The organism is Serratia sp. CY44782 (assembly GCF_052168715.1).
GTDB lineage: Bacteria > Pseudomonadota > Gammaproteobacteria > Enterobacterales > Enterobacteriaceae > Serratia > Serratia nevei.
The window spans coordinates 316,642-334,685 of sequence record NZ_JBJNME010000003.1 but is presented as its reverse complement, the minus strand read 5'-3'; the positions used below and the strand labels follow the sequence as shown (position 1 = coordinate 334,685).

The window sequence follows — 18,044 nt, the reverse complement described above, 5'->3', positions numbered from 1 at the left end:
ACCGCCAGAGGCGGTCACAATAAAGCCGGGCTCAGCGGGCCCCGGATGCGTATAACCGATTGACGCCAAAAGCGTCGCAGCCATAACAGCAAAAGCGCCTGCCGGTCACAAGCCGTTGGGGAAGAAGAAGGGCGGTATTGTGAGCGGCGTCGATATTTTCGCCGCCGCGCAGAGAGGGCGCCGGTGGCGCCCCGGAGGATTTAGTTGGCGAGGAATTGTGACAGGGTAACCAGTTGTGCACCGGCGCGCGCCATGTCCTGCAGCGCCCGTTCGCTGTCGTCCGGCTGCAGATTCACGCCGCGGCAGCCGTCGACGATCACCTGCGTTGGATAGCCGGCAGCCAGCGCATCCAGCACGCTGAATTTGACGCAGTAGTCGGTCGCCAGGCCCATGATTGCCAGCCGCTGGACGCCCTGCGATTGCAACCAGCCGTGCAGTTCGGTCTGCGCACGGTGGCCGTTATCGAAGAACGCGCTGTAGCTGTCGATATCCGTCTCCTGGCCTTTGCGAAAGACGGCATTGATGTGTTGCCGTTGCAGCTGGGGGTGAAAATCGGCGCCGTGGCTCCCTTGCACGCAGTGCACCGGCCACCACACCTGCGGCAGGCCCTCCAGCTCGCCGAGGGTGCCGACCTGCGCATGGGAATTAACCGCAAAGCTGCGGTGATTGGCGGGGTGCCAGTCCTGGCTGGCCACGACCGGCTCGCCACGCGCCAGACAGGCGGCGATCGCCTGATTGGCAACTGGGATGACGGCGTCGCCCGCCGTGACCGCCAGCGCGCCGCCGGGGCAGAAATCGTTTTGCAGATCGATCAACAACAGGGCCGTTTTCATCGCCGCTCCAAAGATCAGTAGGTTAACCGTTGATGCTCAGTTCGCCGCGCAGGTCTTGCTGCATCAGGGCGCGGATTTGTTCCGGCGTCAGCGGCTGGCTCAGCAGGTAGTGCAGCTTGGTCAAGGCGGCTTCCACCGTCATGTCGAAACCGCTGATCACCCCGGCGTGCGCCAGCGCGTTACCGGTGGCGTAGCCTTCCATATTGACGCGCCCGGAGATGCACTGCGTCAGGTTGACCACCACGATGCCGCGTTCGGAGGCCGCACGCAACTCGTCGATCAGCTCGGCCTTTTGCGGCGCGTTACCGACGCCGTAGGAGCGCAGGATCAGCGCCTTGACCGGTTGCAACAGGAAGTTGCGCACCACCGCGCCGGAAATGCCCGGATAGATGGTGACCACGCCGATCGGCTGCGGCGTGATGTCGTGCACCCGCAGCGCGCCGTTGCAAGCCGGGCTGTCGATGCCGTGCTGGCGACGAATGTGAATGCCGGCTTCCAGCAGCGGCGGCAGATTCGGGGAGGCGAAGGCGTCAAAGCCGTCGGCGTGCGCTTTGGTGGTGCGGTTGCCGCGGAACAGCTTGTTGTTGAAGAACAGGCTGACTTCGTTCACCGGATGGTTAGCCGCCAGATACAGCGCGTTGAGCAGGTTGGTCTGGCCATCGGAGCGCAGCTCCGCCAGCGGAATCTGCGAACCGGTGACGATCACCGGTTTAGCCAGGTTTTCCAGCATGAAGGAGAGCGCCGATGCGGTGAACGCCATGGTGTCGGTACCGTGCAGGATCACGAAGCCGTCGTAGCGATCGTAGTTCTGTTTGATGTCGTCGGCGATGTGCTGCCAATCTTCCGGCGTCATGTCCGAAGAGTCGATCAATGGCGCATATTCATGAATGGTGAAATCCGGCATTTCCGGGCGATGGAATTCGGGCATTAGCGCCAGCTGGCGCTGCAGGTGGCCGGAAACCGGGATATAGCCGTGATCGGAACGCTGCATGCCGATGGTGCCGCCGGTGTAGGCGACGTAAATGGATTTCTTTTGCATGGTCATGATTTTAACAAAGATAAGATGGGCTGAATTATAGGGGCATGGCGGCAGAAAAAAAGCCCGGCGATGGCCGGGCTGCAGAATTATTTGTTAGCGGACTTCTCCGCAGGTCAGACAGATCGCATAACGGTTTTGCGGATCGTTCAGGTTATTGAACAAGCCCGGCTGTTCTTTCACCGCGTTGGCGACCGAGGCCAGCGGGGCGGGCAGCATGGCCTGAATCGCCGCCGGCAGCATGGCGTGAATGGAAACGCCGAACTGGCTGAGCACCATATCGCTCAGGCTTGGGGTATCGACGAACCAGTCGAGCTGCCACTGCTGCAGCTTCGCCAGCTCGGCGGCTTTCTTCACCGCGTCGTCGAAATCGCCCAATTGATCGACCAGGCCGTTGGCCTTGGCGTCGCTGCCGAGCCAGACGTGGCCTTGCGCGATTTGGTCAACCTGCTGCGGGGTCATCTTGCGCGATTTGGCGACCAAATCGAGGAAGTTCTTATACCCGTTTTCGATGTTCAGCTGCATCATCTGCGAGAACTCTTGCGGCAATGCCTTGGTGACCGCAATGTCGGCCAGCGGCGAGGTCGCCACGCCGTCGGTGTGCACGCCCAGCGTATCCAGGGTTTTCTCGTAGGTGTTGATGATGCCGAAAATGCCGATGGAGCCGGTCAGGGTGCTCGGGCTGGCGATGATGTAGTCGGCCGGCGTCGAAACCCAGTAGCCGCCCGACGCCGCCATACCGCCCATCGAGACCACCACCGGCTTGCCGGCGGCGCGCACGGCGGCCAGTTCGGAGCGGATCACTTCGGATGCGCTGACGCTGCCGCCCGGGCTGTTGACGCGGAACACCACGGCCTTGATGGCCGGATCCAGGCGCGCCTGGCGCAGCTCGGCGGCGGTGGTATCGCCCCCGACGTTACCCGGCGTCTGCGGGCCGTCCATGATGGCGCCGTTGGCGAACACCACGGCGATCTTGCCGCCCTGGTTGGCGTCCGGCTTCGGCTGGTAGTCGTAGATGCTGGTGGCGTTGAAATCGTTCGCCTGTTTGTCCCAGCCGAAGGCCTTGACCAGCTGGTTTTCGATCGCGGTGCGCGAGGCCAGCTCGTCCACCAGCTTATTGTCCAGCGCATAGCGGGCGGTGTCGCCACCGGCCGCCTGCAGGCCGCTCAGCACGCCGGCAGCGCCCGGGAACAGCTGCTGCGGCGTCAGCTGGCGGTTGGCCGCCACGGTTTCCAGATAGTTTTGCCACAGGCCGCCAATCCAGCGGCTGTCCGCTTCGCGCGCCGCCGGGGACATATCGTCGCGGATCAGCGGCTCGACCGCCGATTTATAGGTACCGACGCGGAAGATATTGGTAGTGACCTTAAGCATGTCCAACAACGATTTGTAGTAAAGATTGTTGGTGGCGAAACCGTGCAGATCGACCGCGCCCTGAGGCGACAGGTAGATTTTGTTGGCGTAGCTGGCCAGGAAATATTGCGTCTGGTTGTAGCTGTCGCCGATGGCGAAGATCGGCTTGCCGCTGTCGCGGAACTCGCGCAGCGCCTTGCCGATATAACGCAGCGACGGTTGATCGGCGCCGGCGAAGTCATTCAGCTGCAACACCATGCCGGTAATGTTTTTGTCGTCTTTGGCCTTGCGGATGCTGTCCACCACGTCGAACAGCGAGTTTTCCTGCAGGCGGCTGCTGGAGGCGCCCAACAGCTCGCGGCCCCATTGCCGCACCCGGTTGTTTACCGAAGGCTGATCGACCACTACGCCGCTTAAATCGACCAGCAGCGCGCCGCGCGCCGGGGCCGTCGAGGTGGAGGAACTTTGGAAGGACAGATAGATGCCGACCCCAACCAGGATCAGCAAGACCAGGAACAGGTTAAGGATCAGTTCCCTGATAAAATTCAGCAGACGCCATGTCCACCGGAAAATGCCGGCAATAATTTGCCACAATGTGCGCATGTGCTCTCCAACAAGAGTCGAGAATGTTCCGCTATCCTAATGAGCGGCCGGGTAAATGTCAGCTTTAAATCGTGGCACGCAGACGCTATCGCCGAGGCTGTAACTCGTCGTTTAGCTATGTTAACGTGGCCGGAATGAAAATTGTTATCAGGAGTTTACGATGGATGCTCTGGATCTTTTATTGAATCGCCGCTCGGCTTCGCGCCTGGCGGAACCGGCGCCGGCGGGGGAAGTACGCCAAAATATCATCAACGCGGGCCTGCGTGCGCCCGATCACGGCGCGCTGCAGCCGTGGCGTTTCGTGATGATCGAAAATCAGGGGCTGGAGCGCTTCAGCCAGCTGCTGCAGGCGGCGGCGAAGCAAGACCAACTGGACGAAGCGGCGATCGAAAAGGCCACCAAGGCGCCGTTCCGCGCACCGCTGATCATCACCGTCATCGCCCATTGTACTGAAGAGACCAAGGTGCCGCGCTGGGAGCAGGTGGTTTCCGCCGGTTGCGCGGTGCAGGCGATGCAGATGGCGGCGCTGGCGCAGGGCTTTAACGGCATCTGGCGCACCGGCGGCTGGACCGAGCATGCGCTGGTGCGCGAAGCTTTCGGCTGCCGCGAGCAGGATGAGATCGTCGGCTTCCTCTATCTGGGCACGCCACAGCTGAAGGCTGCCACCAAGGTGACACCGCCGGACAGCACGCCTTTCGTCAGCTATTTCTGAGTTTTCTCCCGTGGGGCGCGGCGGAAATGCGCTAAACCCCGCAAAATTGCATGGTTTCTGAGCAGGCCGTTCGCTTATCGGCGGCCCGCTCTTATCAATCCCCTCGGCAAGCGCTACCCTATGATATCTTGAGTGCCGTTACCGAAGGGAGTGGACTATGACATCGCCAGCGATCCGTTTAACCCAGTACAGCCATGGCGCTGGCTGCGGCTGCAAAATCTCACCGAAAGTTCTCGAAACCATCTTGCACAGCGAGCGGGAAAAGTTCGTCGATCCGCGCCTGCTGGTCGGCAATGAAACCCGTGACGACGCGGCGGTGTACGACATCGGCAACGGCGTCGGCATCATCAGCACCACCGACTTCTTCATGCCGATCGTCGACGATCCGTTCGATTTCGGCCGCATTGCGGCTGCCAACGCCATCAGCGACGTGTACGCCATGGGCGGCAAACCGATCATGGCGATCGCCATCCTCGGCTGGCCGATCTCCAAACTGCCGCCGGAGGTGGCGCAGCAGGTGATCGACGGCGGGCGTTTCGCCTGCCAGCAGGCGGGCATCGCGCTGGCCGGTGGCCATTCCATCGATGCGCCGGAACCTATTTTCGGCCTGGCGGTGACCGGCGTGGTCAATACCGAGCGGGTGAAGAAAAACAGCGCCGCACAGGCCGGTGCGAAACTCTATCTGACCAAACCGCTGGGCATCGGCGTGCTGACGACAGCCGAGAAGCAAAGCAAGCTGCGCCCTGAGCATCAGGGCCTGGCGACGGAAGTGATGTGCCGCCTGAACAAGCCGGGCGCCGACTTTGCCGAGGTGGCGGGCGTTACGGCGATGACCGATATCACCGGCTTTGGCCTGCTGGGTCACCTGAGCGAGGTGTGCCAGGGCTCCGGTCTGCAGGCGACGGTCTGGTTCGATCGGGTGCCGAAGCTGCCGGACGTCGAGGCGTATATTGCCGAAGGCTGTGTGCCGGGCGGCACCGGGCGCAACTTCGACAGCTATGGCCATCTGGTGGGCGAGATGAGCGATTTGCAGCGCCAGCTGCTGTGCGATCCGCAAACCTCCGGCGGCTTGCTGTTGGCGGTATTGCCTGAGTCGGAGGCGCAGGTGCTGGCGATTGCCAAGCAGCACGGTATCACGCTTGAGGCCATCGGTGAGCTGCATGTGGCATCAGCCGGTAAGCCGCTAATCGAGGTCGTGTAGTGTCCAACATGCCAGGAAGACCGGACTGCGCCGATTATCAACGCATTTTTTTGCAGGACGTGCCGCTGATTGACGTGCGCGCGCCGATTGAGTTTCAGCAGGGCGCCTTTGCACAGGCGGTGAATTTGCCGCTGATGATCGACAGCGAGCGGCAGGCGGTCGGTACCTGCTATAAACAGCATGGTCAACAAGCGGCGATCGCGCTTGGCCACAGTCTGGTGAACGGCAAACTGCGCGAACAGCGTACCGCCGCCTGGCTGGCGGCCTGCGCAGAGCGGCCCGCAGGCTATATTTATTGCTTCCGCGGCGGGCTGCGCTCGCAGCTGGTGCAGCAATGGCTGCATGAGGCCGGTGTGGATTACCCGCGTATCACTGGCGGTTATAAGGCACTGCGTAATTATCTGCTCGGTGTACTGACGCAAAGCGCAGCATTACCGATGGTCCTGGTGGGCGGCAATACCGGCAGCGGCAAGACGCTGCTGGTCAACGAATTGGCCGACGGCGTCGATCTGGAAGGCGCGGCGCGCCATCGCGGTTCATCTTTTGGCCGAACGCTGGCGGGACAGAGCTCGCAGATAGATTTTGAGAATCGTCTGGCTGTGTTATTGCTGAAAAAACAGCATGGTGGCAGCCGCCGTTGGGTGCTGGAGGACGAAGGGCGGATCATCGGCAGCAACAATCTGCCGCTGCCGTTGTTCAACGGCATGCAGCAGGCGCCGGTGGCGGTGATCGACGATCCGTTCGACATTCGCTTGGCGCGCCTGCAGGCCGAATACATCGACGGCATGCGCGAACAGTTTGAACAGGCCTATGGCGTGGAAGAAGGCTGGCAGCAGTACGATGACTATCTGCATCACGGTCTGTTCGCCATTCGCCGCCGTTTGGGCCTGGAGCGTTTCCAGCAGCTGACGCAGCGGCTGGAGGCGGCGCTGCGGGTGCAGCGCCTCAGCGGCCAGGGCGACGCGCACCGTGAGTGGCTGGCGCCCCTGTTGCAGCAGTACTACGATCCGATGTATTGCTATCAGTTGGAAAAGAAAGCCCAGCGGATTGTTTTCCGTGGGAACTATGCAGAAGTAAGAGAATTCTTGATGACGTTCAGCCAGAAAAACGGTGATTAATGCGACTGTTCATAGCCGAGAAACCGAGTTTGGCGCGCGCCATTGCCGACGTCTTGCCCAAGCCGCACCGCCGTGGCGACGGCTATATCGCCTGCGGCAACAACGACGTGGTGACCTGGTGCGTCGGCCACCTGTTGGAACAGGCCCAGCCTGACGCCTATGACAGCCGCTATGCGCGCTGGTCGTTGGCGGATCTGCCGATCATCCCCGAAAAATGGCGCTTGCAGCCGCGGCCTTCGGTCAGCAAACAGCTCAACGCCATTAAAAAGTTGCTGCTCGAAGCTGATGAAGTGGTCCACGCCGGTGACCCGGATCGCGAAGGGCAACTGCTGGTGGATGAGGTGCTGGACTATCTGGATTTGACGGCGGAGAAGCGTCAGAACGTGCGCCGCTGTCTGATCAACGATCTGAACCCGCAGGCGGTAGAGCGTGCGGTCGAACGCCTGCGCGACAACCGTGATTTCATTCCGCTGTGTGTGTCTGCGTTGGCGCGTTCGCGCGCCGACTGGCTGTACGGCATCAATATGACCCGCGCTTATACGCTGCTGGGCCGCAACGCCGGTTACGACGGCGTGCTGTCGGTGGGCAGGGTGCAGACGCCGGTGCTCGGATTGGTGGTGCGCCGCGACGAAGAGATCGAAAACTTCGTGCCAAAAGACTTCTTTGAGGTTAAGGCGCACATCGTCACGCCGAAAGAAGAACGCTTTGTGGCGCTGTGGCAACCCAGCGACTCCTGCGAACCTTATCAGGATGAAGAGGGGCGTTTGCTGCACCGGCCGTTGGCGGAGCACGTGGTCAAGCGCATCGAGGGCCAGCCGGCCCTGGTCACGGCCTATAATGATAAACGGGAATCAGATACCGCGCCGTTGCCATTCTCGCTCTCCACGCTGCAAATCGAGGCGGCCCGGCGCTACAACCTCAGCGCACAACAGGTGCTGGACGTTTGCCAGCGGCTGTACGAAACCCACAAATTGATCACCTATCCGCGTTCCGACTGCCGCTATCTGCCGGAAGAGCATTTTGCCGGCCGCCACGCGGTGCTGAACGCCATCAGCGTGCACCAACCCGAGCTGTATCCGCAGCCGGTGATCGACAGCGATCGCCGCAACCGCTGCTGGGACGATAAAAAGGTCGATGCGCACCATGCCATCATTCCCACCGCCCGTGCCGGCAAGGTCAATTTGACGCAGGATGAACGGAACGTGTATGGGCTGGTGGCGCGCCAGTACCTGATGCAGTTTTGTCCGGATGCGGTGTTCCGCAAATGCGTGATCGAGCTGGATATCGCCGGCGGCAAATTCATCGCCAAGGCGCGCTTTCTGGCGGAAGCCGGCTGGCGCACGCTGCTGGGCAGCAAGGAGCGCGATGAGGAAAACGAAGGTGCACCGCTGCCGGTGGTGGCCAAGGACGATGAGCTGCTGTGCGAGCGCGGTGAAGTGGTGGAGCGCCAGACTCAGCCACCGCGGCCGTTTACCGACGCCAGTCTGCTGTCGGCTATGACCGGCATCGCGCGATTCGTACAAGATAAAGCGTTAAAGAAAATCCTGCGGGCGACCGATGGTTTAGGAACGGAAGCGACGCGAGCGGGGATCATCGAATTGCTGTTCAAGCGGGCGTTTCTGTACAAGAAGGGACGCTATATTCACTCCAGCGAAACCGGACGCGCGTTGATTCACTCGCTGCCGGATCTTGCTGCGCGCCCTGATATGACGGCCAACTGGGAAGCCACGCTGACGCAAATCAGCGAGAAATCCTGCCGCTATCAGGACTTTATGCAGCCGTTGGTCGGCACGCTGCAAGAGCTGATTTATCAGGCCAAGCAGAGCCGGGCGAGCATGGCGTTTCGTGGATTGCCGCCGCCGCCCTCCAGCGGAGGCAAAAAACGCAGGAAAAGCGCCGGCAAGGCGCAGGAGAAGAGTGAATGAAGCGTGGACTCAGTGGGGTATTGGCTGCCGCTACCCTGATGTTTTCCGGCCTGGCCGCCGCCAATCGCGGCGATGTGGACGTGGTGTTACCGGTTTCGCCGGAGATTTGGGGCACGGCCAAAAGCGGCGTCAACCCGCCGCCGGCACAGCCCTGCAACCGCTGTTGCGTCTACCAGAACCAAAACTATTCCGAAGGCGCGGTGCTTAAAGTGGAAGGGGAAGTGCTGCAGTGCGTGCGTGAGCCTAACACCATCGGCACCAACCCCTTGATTTGGGTGCGATTGAAGAAGTGACGATGTAACCTGTCGCCGCGCTCAGCGTGCACCGCTTTGCGCGGCGATATAGTCCGCCAGCAGTGGAACGTCGGCGGGCGCCAGGGCGTATTCCTGCGCCTGTTGCGGCGTAACCCAGACCAACGCCGAGTGGCAGCGCTGTTGCAATTCACCGGTGAAATCCGCGACGCGCCAGGCATGTAGCCGGATGATGCGTTCGCCTTGCTGCCACTGATTGCTGCCCACATAGTCGTCGATACGGGCGCAAATCCCCAACTCTTCATCCAGTTCGCGCTTCAGCGCTTCTGGCTGGCTTTCGCCCGTTTCAACCTTGCCGCCGGGAAACTCCCACAGACCGGCCTGATCGCTGCCTGCGCCGCGCTGAGCCAGTAAAATGCGGCCGTTCTGTTCCAGAATAGCGGCTACCACGTCGATAATTTTCATTGGCTTCACAGAGTAAAACCCCGGCGAGCGCCGGGGTGATGGGATTACAGCGTAAATTCCGCCCAGACAGGCGCATGGTCGGAAGGTTTCTCCATACCGCGGGTTTGGTAATCGATGCCGGTGGCGATGCAGCGTGAAGCCAGCGGGGTGCTGGCCAGCAGCAGATCGATACGCAGGCCGCGGTTGTCGTCGAACCCTTTGGAGCGGTAGTCGAACCACGAGAATTCGTCGTTGCGCCCCGGGTTGGCGTGGCGGTAGGTGTCCACCAGGCCCCAGTTCAGCAGGCGGTCCATCCATTCGCGCTCTTCCGGCAAGAAGGAACACTTGCCGGTGCGCAGCCAGCGTTTACGGCTGTCTTCGCCGATGCCGATGTCATAATCACTCGGGCTGATGTTCATGTCACCCATGATCAACACCGGGGATTCCGCCGACAGCTGCTGCTCCAGGTAGTTTTGCAAATCCTGATAAAAGCGTGTTTTAGCCGGGAATTTGATCGGGTGGTCGCGGCTTTCACCTTGCGGGAAGTAGCCGTTGATCACCGTCAGCGTGCCCTGCGGCGTCGCCAGATCGGCCATGATGATGCGACGCTGCGCATCTTCTTCATCGGTCGGGAAACCGCGGCGCACGGCTAGAGGCTCCGCTTTGGTCAGTAGCGCTACGCCGTAATGGCCTTTTTGCCCGTGATAGAACACGTGATAGCCGTGCTGGCTGACTTCTTCCAGCGGGAACATGTCGTCGTGAACTTTGGTTTCCTGCAGGCCGATCACGTCGGGCTGGTGCTGTTCGATAATTGCCGCCAGCTGATGCGGACGCGCGCGCAGTCCATTGATATTAAAAGAGACAAACTTCATGAGCGGTGCCGTTTTCACGAGAAAAATGTGCTGTGATAGTAGCAGAGTTTGGCGGGAAATGTAACGCAGACAGCGGCAGGACCGCTGGCTGCGCAGCGGGTTTATTTCGCCCAGCGGTCGTAATTTTTGGGTTGATAATCGTCAAACTGTTGCAGCAGCGTTTGCGCCGATTCACTGATGTGCAGGGTGCCGAGATAGTCGTGGCGCATAAAGCCCTGATCGGCGACGTGTTCGAGGAATTGGCTCAGCGGGCGGTAGAAGCCGTTAACGTTCAGCAGGCCGACCGGCTTGTTGTGATAGCCGATTTGACCCCAGGTCCAGATTTCAAACAGCTCTTCCAGCGTGCCGATGCCGCCGGGCAGGGCGATAAAACCGTCCGCCAGCGCGGCCATACGGGCTTTGCGCGTATGCATATCAGGCACCACTTCCAGTTCGGTCAGGCCGCGATGCGCGGTTTCCGCTTCAACCAGGCGCTCGGGGATAATGCCGACAGCTTCACCGCCCGCCGCCAACACGGCATCTGCCACGATCCCCATCAATCCTTTCTTGCCGCCGCCGTAGATTAAACGGCGCCCCTGTGCGGCCAGCAGCTGCCCCAGTTGACGAGCCTGCTCGGCATAAGCGGGATTGACGCCTTCACTGGCGCCACAAAAAACGCAAATATTGTTTCGCATCCACCTGTTCCTTACTGCACTAAAGAAGCCAGTGGTATAGCGAATTGTCGGCCGGAGTTCAAGTTACGGCTGGGTGGGCGGAAATAAAACATCGAGGTGAAAGCGAGGAATAAGGGGAGATAAATTGAGTTTTATTGATGCGAGAGCATTGGGGCGATGTGCTTTAAATCGATTTGGGGATGTTCTGCAAAGGATGGTGGTGGGGGAAGGATGATTCTTCGCTGCGAGCCTCACCCTGCGGGCCGCGCTGAAGCGCGTTGTCTCACTGCGTGAGACTCGAACCTTGGTCGAAGCTTCTCATCCTTCCCCGGTGCGGAGCAATATGGATGCGGTGTGCTTTAAGTCGGTTTAGGGAGTTTTTGCAAGAGATGGTGGTGGGGGAAGGATGATTCGTCGCTGCGCGCCTCACCCTGCGGGCCGCGCTGAAGCGCGTTGTCTCACTGCGTGAGACTCGAACCTTGGTCGAAGCTTCTCATCCTTCCCCAATGCGGAGCAATATGGATGCGATGTGTTTTAAGTCGGTTTAGGGATTTTTTGCAAGAGATGGTGGTGGGGGAAGGATTCGAACCTTCGAAGTCTGTGACGGCAGATTTACAGTCTGCTCCCTTTGGCCGCTCGGGAACCCCACCATGATATTCATGGATTTACTAATTGTTGTTCCGGTTTTATCCGGAAGAAACCTGGCCGGCTTCTTTATTGCGTCTTCGCTCCTGGCGGAGAAAAGATGGTGGTGGGGGAAGGATTCGAACCTTCGAAGTCAGTGACGGCAGATTTACAGTCTGCTCCCTTTGGCCGCTCGGGAACCCCACCATATTACATGGCTATTTAACTGGCCTTGCTTGCGAGAGCGCTGTCTCGGTAAGCGGGGCGCATCATATCAAATGAAGCGGATGTGTAAAGCATTGAAATGCAGAAAATGAATCGTTTGCCGTTTTTTTATTCTTGGCGGTGCATCCCTGAACGAAATGCACCGATTTATTGAGCGATTACAGAATAACGGTGCGGTTGCCATAGACGAAGACGCGCTGGGCCAGCACCTGATACAGCGCGCGGCTGAGCACGTTTTTCTCCACGTCGCGGCCGGCGCGCATCATATCCTCGGCGGAATAGGTGTGATCGACATGGATCACGTCCTGCATGATGATTGGGCCTTCGTCGAGGTTATCGTTAACGTAGTGGGCGGTGGCGCCGATGATTTTCACTCCGCGCTCGTAGGCTTGGTGATAAGGGCGTGCGCCGATAAACGCCGGCAGGAACGAATGGTGAATGTTGATCACCTGATTTGGATAGTGCTGCACGAAGGCTGGGGTCAGCACGCGCATATATTTGGCCAGCACTACATAATCCGGCTGATATTGATCGATCTGGGCCGTCATTTCGCGGTCGTGTTGCTCACGCGTCAAGCCTTCGTGACTTACCAGATGGAAAGGAATATCGAAACGCTCCACCAGCGATTGCAGCGTGTCGTGGTTGCCGATCACGGCGGCGATCTCAACGTCGAGGCCGCCATAGGCGCTTTTCATCAACAGATCGCCCAGGCAGTGGGCCTCCTTGGTGACCAGCACCACGATGCGCCGACGCCCGGTACTGTGCAGCTCGCGCAGCGAACCTTCCGGCAGTGCGCTGTCCAGATCGGCCAGCAGCGTGTTGTCGTTAAAAATGCCTTCCAGTTCGGTGCGCATGAAGAAACGCCCGGTACGGTGATCGACGAACTCATTATTCTGGACGATATTGAGTTCGTGTTTGTAACAGATGTTGGTGATCTTGGCGATCAGCCCTTTGGCGTCCGGGCAGATGGTGCGTAACACTTTCCGTTGTACATTTTGGTGTGGCATGGGTTTGAGGATCCTGTCTGATACTGAACGGCCTGTCTGCGCAGGCGTAAACGTGAAGCGCCGGCCGGCTAGCGCCCGCAGCACTTCTTATATTTTTTCCCTGAGCCACAGGGACAAATTGCATTTCTGCCCGGCTGGGGTTTGGTGCCGTCGATATAATACCAACGTTGATCGCAACGAAGGAAGCGCGAGCGCTCATGCATCGCCTGCGGTTCGCCGCTCTCGCCATCGGTAAAACGGGCGACGAATTCGACGAAGCCTTCGTCCGGCTCATGACCGGCTTTCTCTTCCACGATCGTCAGGCCCAGCCATTCGGTATTTTTAAAGCTGTCGACGATCGCATTGCGCCACGCTTCGGCGCCGCAATCGGGGTGCCAGGTAGCGATCAGATAATCGACGTTATGATTCACGTAGGCGGTGAAGCGTGAACGCATCAGCTGGCCGGGCGTCGGTGCCGGCTGATTGCCGCTGATAAAAGGGGCGCAGCACGCGTTATACGCCAGTCCGCTGCCGCATGGGCATGATTCGGGCAAAATAACTCCTGAGAAGACGAGGCAGAAAATGAATTTAGCGCATATGTTACCTAACAATATTCGTCAGTGACAATCTACCCTGAAAGCAGATACCCCTGTTACCGAGAGGATAGCGCTATGCGGCAAATCAAGATCGGACTGGCGCTGGGAGCTGGCTCGGCTAAAGGCTGGGCGCACATCGGCGTGATCAATGCGTTAAAGAAACTGGGAATTGAGGTCGATATCGTTGCCGGCTGCTCTGTCGGTGCGTTAGTGGGCGCGGCGTTCGCCAGCCATCGCCTGCCGGCGATGGAGCAGTGGGTGCGATCGTTCAGCTATTGGGACGTGATTCGTCTGATGGACTTTTCCTGGCAGCGTGGTGGCTTGTTGCGCGGCGATCGCGTGTTTAATGCCGTCGGACAGCTGTTGAAGATCAACGATATTGCCGAATGCGCGCTGAAGTTCGGCGCCGTGACGACCAATCTCAGCACCGGCCGCGAACTGTGGCTGACCGAAGGCGATATTCATCAGGCGATACGCGCTTCCTGCAGCATGCCTGGCCTGTTAGCGCCGGTGTGGGCCGACGGCTATTGGCTGGTGGATGGCGCGGTGGTCAATCCGGTGCCGGTGTCCCTTTGCCGGGCGCTGGGCGCCGATATCGTCATCGCGGTTGATCTGCAGCATGACGCGCACCTGATGCAGCAGGATTTGTTCTCGGTACGCATTGAGGACGAAAGTTCGGACGATGCGCCTGCCGATACCTGGCGCGGGCGCCTGAGAGAGCGCGTCGGCAGGATGCGACAGCGTAAACCGACGACGGCGCCGACGGCGATGGAGATTATGGGCACCTCGATTCAAATGCTGGAAAATCGCCTGAAGCGTAACCGAATGGCGAGCGATCCGCCGGACGTGTTGATCCAACCTTTTTGCCCGCAAATCTCGACGCTGGATTTCCACCGCGCCGAGGAAGCGATCGAAGCGGGATTACTGGCGGTAGAAAAACAACTGGATCGGTTGTTGCCGTTGATAAAAAATAGATAATTCTCGGTTCTCGGTTGGTAATGCGCGGTCGGTCTGTTTCAGACGAGCATAAGTGACCTTTTTGAGCCACTATTACACTATGGAAAGGGACGAGGCTCGGCTGATGGCATTACCACTCACTCACAAGCGCATCTTGATCGTTGAGGACGAACAGGTTTTTCGTTCCGTGCTGGTCGGTTATTTGACCTCGCTGGGCGCTGAAACCAGCGAGGCCACCAACGGTTTACAGGCGCTGAGTGCCGTCGATGACTTCAAGCCGGATCTGATTCTGTGTGACCTTGCGATGCCGGAAATGGGCGGTATCGAATTCGTTGAACATCTGCGTTTACAAGGGGTGCAGATCCCGGTGCTGGTGATCTCGGCCACCGATAAGATGGCTGACATTGCCAAGGTGCTGCGGTTGGGCGTGCAGGATGTGCTGCTGAAACCGCTGACCGATCTCAATCGCCTGCGTGAAGCGCTGCTGGCGTGTTTATATCCCAATATGTTCACCTCCCAGGCGATTGAAGAGGTTGAGCTGTTTCAGGATTGGGATGCGCTGAGCAAAAATCCTTCCGAAGCCGTCAAGCTGCTTAAACAATTACAACCGCCGGTACAGCAGACCATTGCGCATTGCCGGATCAACTATCGGCAGTTAACCACCGGCGAAAATCCTGGTCTGGTGCTGGATATCGCCGCTTTGTCAGAAAAAGACCTGGCGTTCTATTGCCTGGACGTCACGCGCGCCGGAGATAATGGCGTATTGGCGGCGTTGCTGTTGCGCGCATTATTTAATGGATTGTTGCAAGACCATCTGGCTAATCAACAACATCGCCTGCCGCAAATGTCGGCATTGTTAAAGCAGGTTAATCAATTATTGCGGCAGGGGAAATTAGACGGCCAATTCCCTCTGTTGTTGGGATATTATCACGCCGAAAATAAAAACCTGATTCTGGTTTCCGCCGGGCTGCACGCCAACGTCAATACCGGTGATAATCAAATTCAGCTGAGCAACGGCGTACCGCTGGGGACGCTGGGGGCCACCTACATGAATCAGATCAGTCAACGTTGCACCGCCTGGCAGTGTCAGGTATGGGGAAGTGGTGGTCGATTGCGACTGATGCTCAGCGCTGAATAACAGGCAACGAGCGGCGAGATCTTAAGCTATTCACTTATCGGTAATTAAACCGTCTATTTATTCTCCCGATTATCAGAACGGGTAATAGTCCTAAATGTTTTCTATTTGTGTTCTGGCTAATGCTCGGCGCGCATAAGCTGGTATACTCCGAAGGTTTTTTTATATCGAGCCCAAGCTCATAAAATGAGCGCCATAGCTTTAAGAGAGGAAATAATGCCTGCTGTAAATCGCAAAGTTAGAAAAGCCGTGATCCCGGTTGCAGGCTTGGGTACGCGGATGTTACCGGCCACCAAAGCCATTCCAAAAGAAATGCTGCCGCTGGTTGATAAACCGCTGATCCAATACGTCGTCAATGAGTGCATTGCGGCAGGGATTAACGAGATTGTGCTGGTCACTCACTCCTCCAAAAACTCGATCGAAAACCATTTTGATACCAGTTTCGAACTGGAAGCGATGCTGGAAAAACGCGTCAAGCGCCAATTGCTGGATGAAGTCCAGTCGATCTGCCCGAAAGGCGTCACTGTAATGCAAGTCCGCCAGGGGAATGCCAAAGGCCTGGGGCACGCTATCATGTGCGCTTACCCGATGGTGGGCGATGAGCCGGTTGCGGTGGTGCTTCCGGATGTGATCCTCGACGAATACAGCGCCGATCCGAAAAAAGATAACCTGCGTGAAATGTTGCAGCGCTTCGAAACCACCGGTGTCAGCCAGATTATGGTTGAACCCGTGCCACATAAAGATGTTGGAAACTACGGCGTAGCCGATTGTCAGGGTGTCGAGCTGCAACCGGGCGAAAGCGCACCGATGGTGAGCGTGGTCGAGAAGCCATCACCGGATAAAGCGCCTTCCAACCTGGCGATTGTCGGTCGTTACGTGCTGTCCGCCGATATTTGGCCGCTGTTGGCGAAGACGCCTCCAGGCGCCGGCGACGAAATTCAGCTGACCGACAGCATCGAAATGTTGATGCAACAGGAAACGGTGGAAGCGTATCACCTGAAAGGCGTAAGCCATGATTGTGGCAACAAACTGGGTTATATGCAGGCATTTGTGGAATACGGCATGCGCCATGCCAGCTTGGGCAAAGAATTTTCTCAGTGGCTGCAACAGGTTGTTGCCGCTGACAAGAAATAATTGAGTGATCTTTCGTCTTAATTTGAAAAACTAGGATTTTCACATGAAAGTAACAGTTTTTGGTATTGGTTATGTGGGTCTGGTACAGGCCGCCGTGCTGGCTGAAGTTGGCCACGATGTTATGTGCATTGACGTCGATGAGCGAAAAGTCGAAAACCTGAAAAAAGGAAATATCCCGATTTTTGAACCGGGTCTGACGCCGCTGGTGCAGCAAAACTACGAGGCAGGCCGTCTGCATTTCACTACCGATGCCAAGGCGGGTGTGGCGCACGGGAATATCCAGTTCATCGCCGTCGGTACGCCGCCGGATGAAGACGGATCCGCTGACCTGAAATATGTCACTGCGGTTGCGCGCACCATCGCCGAGCACATGACCGATCGTAAAGTGGTGATCGACAAGTCTACCGTGCCGGTCGGCACGGCGGACAAAGTGCGTCAGGTGATGGCTGAAACGCTGGCTAAGCGCGGTAGCAACGTGCAGTTTGACGTGGTGTCTAACCCGGAATTCCTGAAGGAAGGTGCGGCAGTAGCAGACTGCATGCGCCCTGAGCGCATCGTGATTGGTACCGATAATAAAGATGTGATCGAACCTATTCGCGAGCTGTACGAGCCGTTTAACCGCAATCACGATCGCATGATCATGATGGATATCCGCAGCGCAGAGCTGACCAAATATGCCGCCAACTGCATGCTGGCGACTAAAATCAGCTTTATGAACGAAATGTCCAACCTGGCGGAAATGTTGGGCGCTGACATTGAGAAAGTGCGTCAGGGCATCGGTTCCGATTCTCGCATCGGTTATCACTTTATCTATCCTGGCTGCGGCTATGGCGGTTCTTGCTTCCCGAAAGATGTGCAGGCGCTGATCCGCACGGCGGAGCAGATCGGTTACCAACCGAAACTGCTGCAGGCGGTTGAGCAGGTCAACTACCAACAGAAAGACAAGCTGAACAGCTTTATCAACGACTACTTCGGCAGCGATCTGAAGGGCAAAACCTTCGCGCTGTGGGGCCTGGCGTTCAAGCCGAATACTGATGACATGCGTGAAGCGTCCAGCCGCGTGCTGATGGAACAGCTGTGGGCTGCCGGCGCCACCGTTCAAGCCTACGATCCGGAAGCGATGAACGAAGTCCAACGCATCTATGGCCAGCGTGACGATTTGAAGCTGATGGGTACCAAAGAGGCTGCGCTGCACGGCGCCGATGCTCTGGTGATCTGCACCGAATGGCAGAACTTCCGTGCACCGGACTTCGATGTGATCAAAAGTGCGCTGAAGCAGCCGGTGATCTTTGATGGACGTAACCTGTACGATCCGGAGCGTTTGGAAAATCGCGGCTTTACCTACTACGCGATTGGCCGTGGTGCTTCGATTAAGCCGGTTATTTAAGG

At 58.3% G+C, this 18,044-nt stretch carries 17 protein-coding genes, 2 tRNA genes and 2 other RNA genes; 9 read left to right on the top strand and 12 right to left on the bottom strand.

All coding sequences use genetic code 11. The features are described from left to right. Positions 1 to 200: 200 nt before the first annotated feature. The 3 genes from pncA to sppA all read right to left on the bottom strand — a co-directional run bounded on the left by pncA (position 201) and on the right by sppA (position 3,822). On the bottom strand, positions 201 to 833 hold the full coding sequence (gene pncA / locus ACJ8HT_RS07535) for a bifunctional nicotinamidase/pyrazinamidase (RefSeq protein ID WP_102984566.1): 633 nt from the start codon (positions 831 to 833) through the stop codon (positions 201 to 203). A gap of 22 nt (positions 834 to 855) precedes the next feature. Continuing rightward, positions 856 to 1,872, bottom strand: coding sequence for an asparaginase (gene ansA, locus ACJ8HT_RS07530; protein WP_047730911.1), 1,017 nt, complete (start codon positions 1,870 to 1,872; stop codon positions 856 to 858). A gap of 93 nt (positions 1,873 to 1,965) precedes the next feature. Then, positions 1,966 to 3,822 carry a signal peptide peptidase SppA gene (gene sppA, locus ACJ8HT_RS07525; RefSeq protein WP_060439795.1) on the bottom strand — a complete coding sequence of 619 codons (1,857 nt, stop codon included), beginning with the start codon at positions 3,820 to 3,822 and terminating at the stop codon, positions 1,966 to 1,968. Positions 3,823 to 3,982: 160 nt separating this feature from the next. Here sppA and ACJ8HT_RS07520 point away from each other — a divergent pair, with 160 nt between their 5' ends. From ACJ8HT_RS07520 to ACJ8HT_RS07500, 5 genes are all read left to right on the top strand, one after another. Further along, a complete protein-coding gene (locus tag ACJ8HT_RS07520) occupies positions 3,983 to 4,534 on the top strand; it encodes an NAD(P)H nitroreductase (protein WP_197652942.1) in 552 nt (183 codons plus the stop codon). A gap of 157 nt (positions 4,535 to 4,691) precedes the next feature. Continuing rightward, positions 4,692 to 5,735 (top strand): selenide, water dikinase SelD, encoded by a 1,044-nt coding sequence (gene selD / locus ACJ8HT_RS07515; RefSeq protein WP_197652941.1) that lies wholly within the window; start codon positions 4,692 to 4,694, stop codon positions 5,733 to 5,735. Then, positions 5,735 to 6,853, top strand: a complete 1,119-nt coding sequence (gene mnmH, locus ACJ8HT_RS07510) for a tRNA 2-selenouridine(34) synthase MnmH (protein WP_376787972.1) — start codon at positions 5,735 to 5,737, stop codon at positions 6,851 to 6,853. Before selD ends, mnmH begins: the two co-directional genes overlap by 1 nt. Beyond that, positions 6,853 to 8,778, top strand: a complete 1,926-nt coding sequence (locus ACJ8HT_RS07505; RefSeq protein ID WP_041035424.1) for a DNA topoisomerase III — start codon at positions 6,853 to 6,855, stop codon at positions 8,776 to 8,778. Before mnmH ends, ACJ8HT_RS07505 begins: the two co-directional genes overlap by 1 nt. Continuing rightward, positions 8,775 to 9,071, top strand: a complete 297-nt coding sequence (locus ACJ8HT_RS07500) for a YnjH family protein (protein ID WP_194573115.1) — start codon at positions 8,775 to 8,777, stop codon at positions 9,069 to 9,071. The genes ACJ8HT_RS07505 and ACJ8HT_RS07500 overlap by 4 nt, the downstream gene beginning before the upstream one ends. Before the next feature lie 21 nt (positions 9,072 to 9,092). Here the strand turns inward: ACJ8HT_RS07500 and ACJ8HT_RS07495 are convergent, their stop codons facing one another. The 9 genes from ACJ8HT_RS07495 to ACJ8HT_RS07455 form a co-directional block, all read right to left on the bottom strand. After that, on the bottom strand, positions 9,093 to 9,494 hold the full coding sequence (locus ACJ8HT_RS07495; protein ID WP_197652979.1) for a pyrimidine (deoxy)nucleoside triphosphate diphosphatase: 402 nt from the start codon (positions 9,492 to 9,494) through the stop codon (positions 9,093 to 9,095). Between the two features lie 44 nt (positions 9,495 to 9,538). Then, a complete protein-coding gene (gene xthA, locus ACJ8HT_RS07490; protein ID WP_033634797.1) occupies positions 9,539 to 10,345 on the bottom strand; it encodes an exodeoxyribonuclease III in 807 nt (268 codons plus the stop codon). A gap of 101 nt (positions 10,346 to 10,446) precedes the next feature. Next, positions 10,447 to 11,019, bottom strand: a complete 573-nt coding sequence (locus tag ACJ8HT_RS07485; RefSeq protein WP_033647601.1) for a TIGR00730 family Rossman fold protein — start codon at positions 11,017 to 11,019, stop codon at positions 10,447 to 10,449. A 194-nt stretch (positions 11,020 to 11,213) separates the two neighbouring features. Then, positions 11,214 to 11,341: non-coding RNA, RtT sRNA (locus ACJ8HT_RS07480), on the bottom strand. 47 nt (positions 11,342 to 11,388) lie between these two features. Beyond that, positions 11,389 to 11,516: non-coding RNA, RtT sRNA (locus ACJ8HT_RS07475), on the bottom strand. A 47-nt stretch (positions 11,517 to 11,563) separates the two neighbouring features. Continuing rightward, positions 11,564 to 11,648 (bottom strand) — tRNA-Tyr (locus ACJ8HT_RS07470). Between the two features lie 96 nt (positions 11,649 to 11,744). Further along, positions 11,745 to 11,829, bottom strand: a tRNA-Tyr gene (locus tag ACJ8HT_RS07465). 176 nt (positions 11,830 to 12,005) lie between these two features. Next, on the bottom strand, positions 12,006 to 12,854 hold the full coding sequence (gene purU / locus ACJ8HT_RS07460; protein WP_047730553.1) for a formyltetrahydrofolate deformylase: 849 nt from the start codon (positions 12,852 to 12,854) through the stop codon (positions 12,006 to 12,008). Between the two features lie 68 nt (positions 12,855 to 12,922). Beyond that, positions 12,923 to 13,387, bottom strand: a complete 465-nt coding sequence (locus ACJ8HT_RS07455) for a YchJ family protein (RefSeq protein ID WP_164113093.1) — start codon at positions 13,385 to 13,387, stop codon at positions 12,923 to 12,925. Between the two features lie 117 nt (positions 13,388 to 13,504). On the opposite strand from ACJ8HT_RS07455, the gene rssA reads away from it, so the two are divergent. The 4 genes from rssA (at position 13,505) to ACJ8HT_RS07435 (ending at position 18,042) form a co-directional block, all read left to right on the top strand. Further along, positions 13,505 to 14,407 (top strand): patatin-like phospholipase RssA, encoded by a 903-nt coding sequence (gene rssA, locus ACJ8HT_RS07450; protein ID WP_126180594.1) that lies wholly within the window; start codon positions 13,505 to 13,507, stop codon positions 14,405 to 14,407. Between the two features lie 103 nt (positions 14,408 to 14,510). Then, the gene (gene rssB / locus ACJ8HT_RS07445) at positions 14,511 to 15,524 is read left to right on the top strand and encodes a two-component system response regulator RssB (protein WP_126180595.1); all 1,014 of its coding nucleotides are present in this window, start codon (positions 14,511 to 14,513) and stop codon (positions 15,522 to 15,524) included. A 213-nt stretch (positions 15,525 to 15,737) separates the two neighbouring features. After that, complete coding sequence (galU, locus tag ACJ8HT_RS07440; protein WP_049198238.1) at positions 15,738 to 16,655, top strand: UTP--glucose-1-phosphate uridylyltransferase GalU; 918 nt, start codon at positions 15,738 to 15,740, stop codon at positions 16,653 to 16,655. 43 nt (positions 16,656 to 16,698) lie between these two features. Further along, positions 16,699 to 18,042, top strand: coding sequence for a UDP-glucose dehydrogenase family protein (locus ACJ8HT_RS07435; protein WP_194573116.1), 1,344 nt, complete (start codon positions 16,699 to 16,701; stop codon positions 18,040 to 18,042). The last annotated feature ends 2 nt before the right edge of the window (positions 18,043 to 18,044 follow it).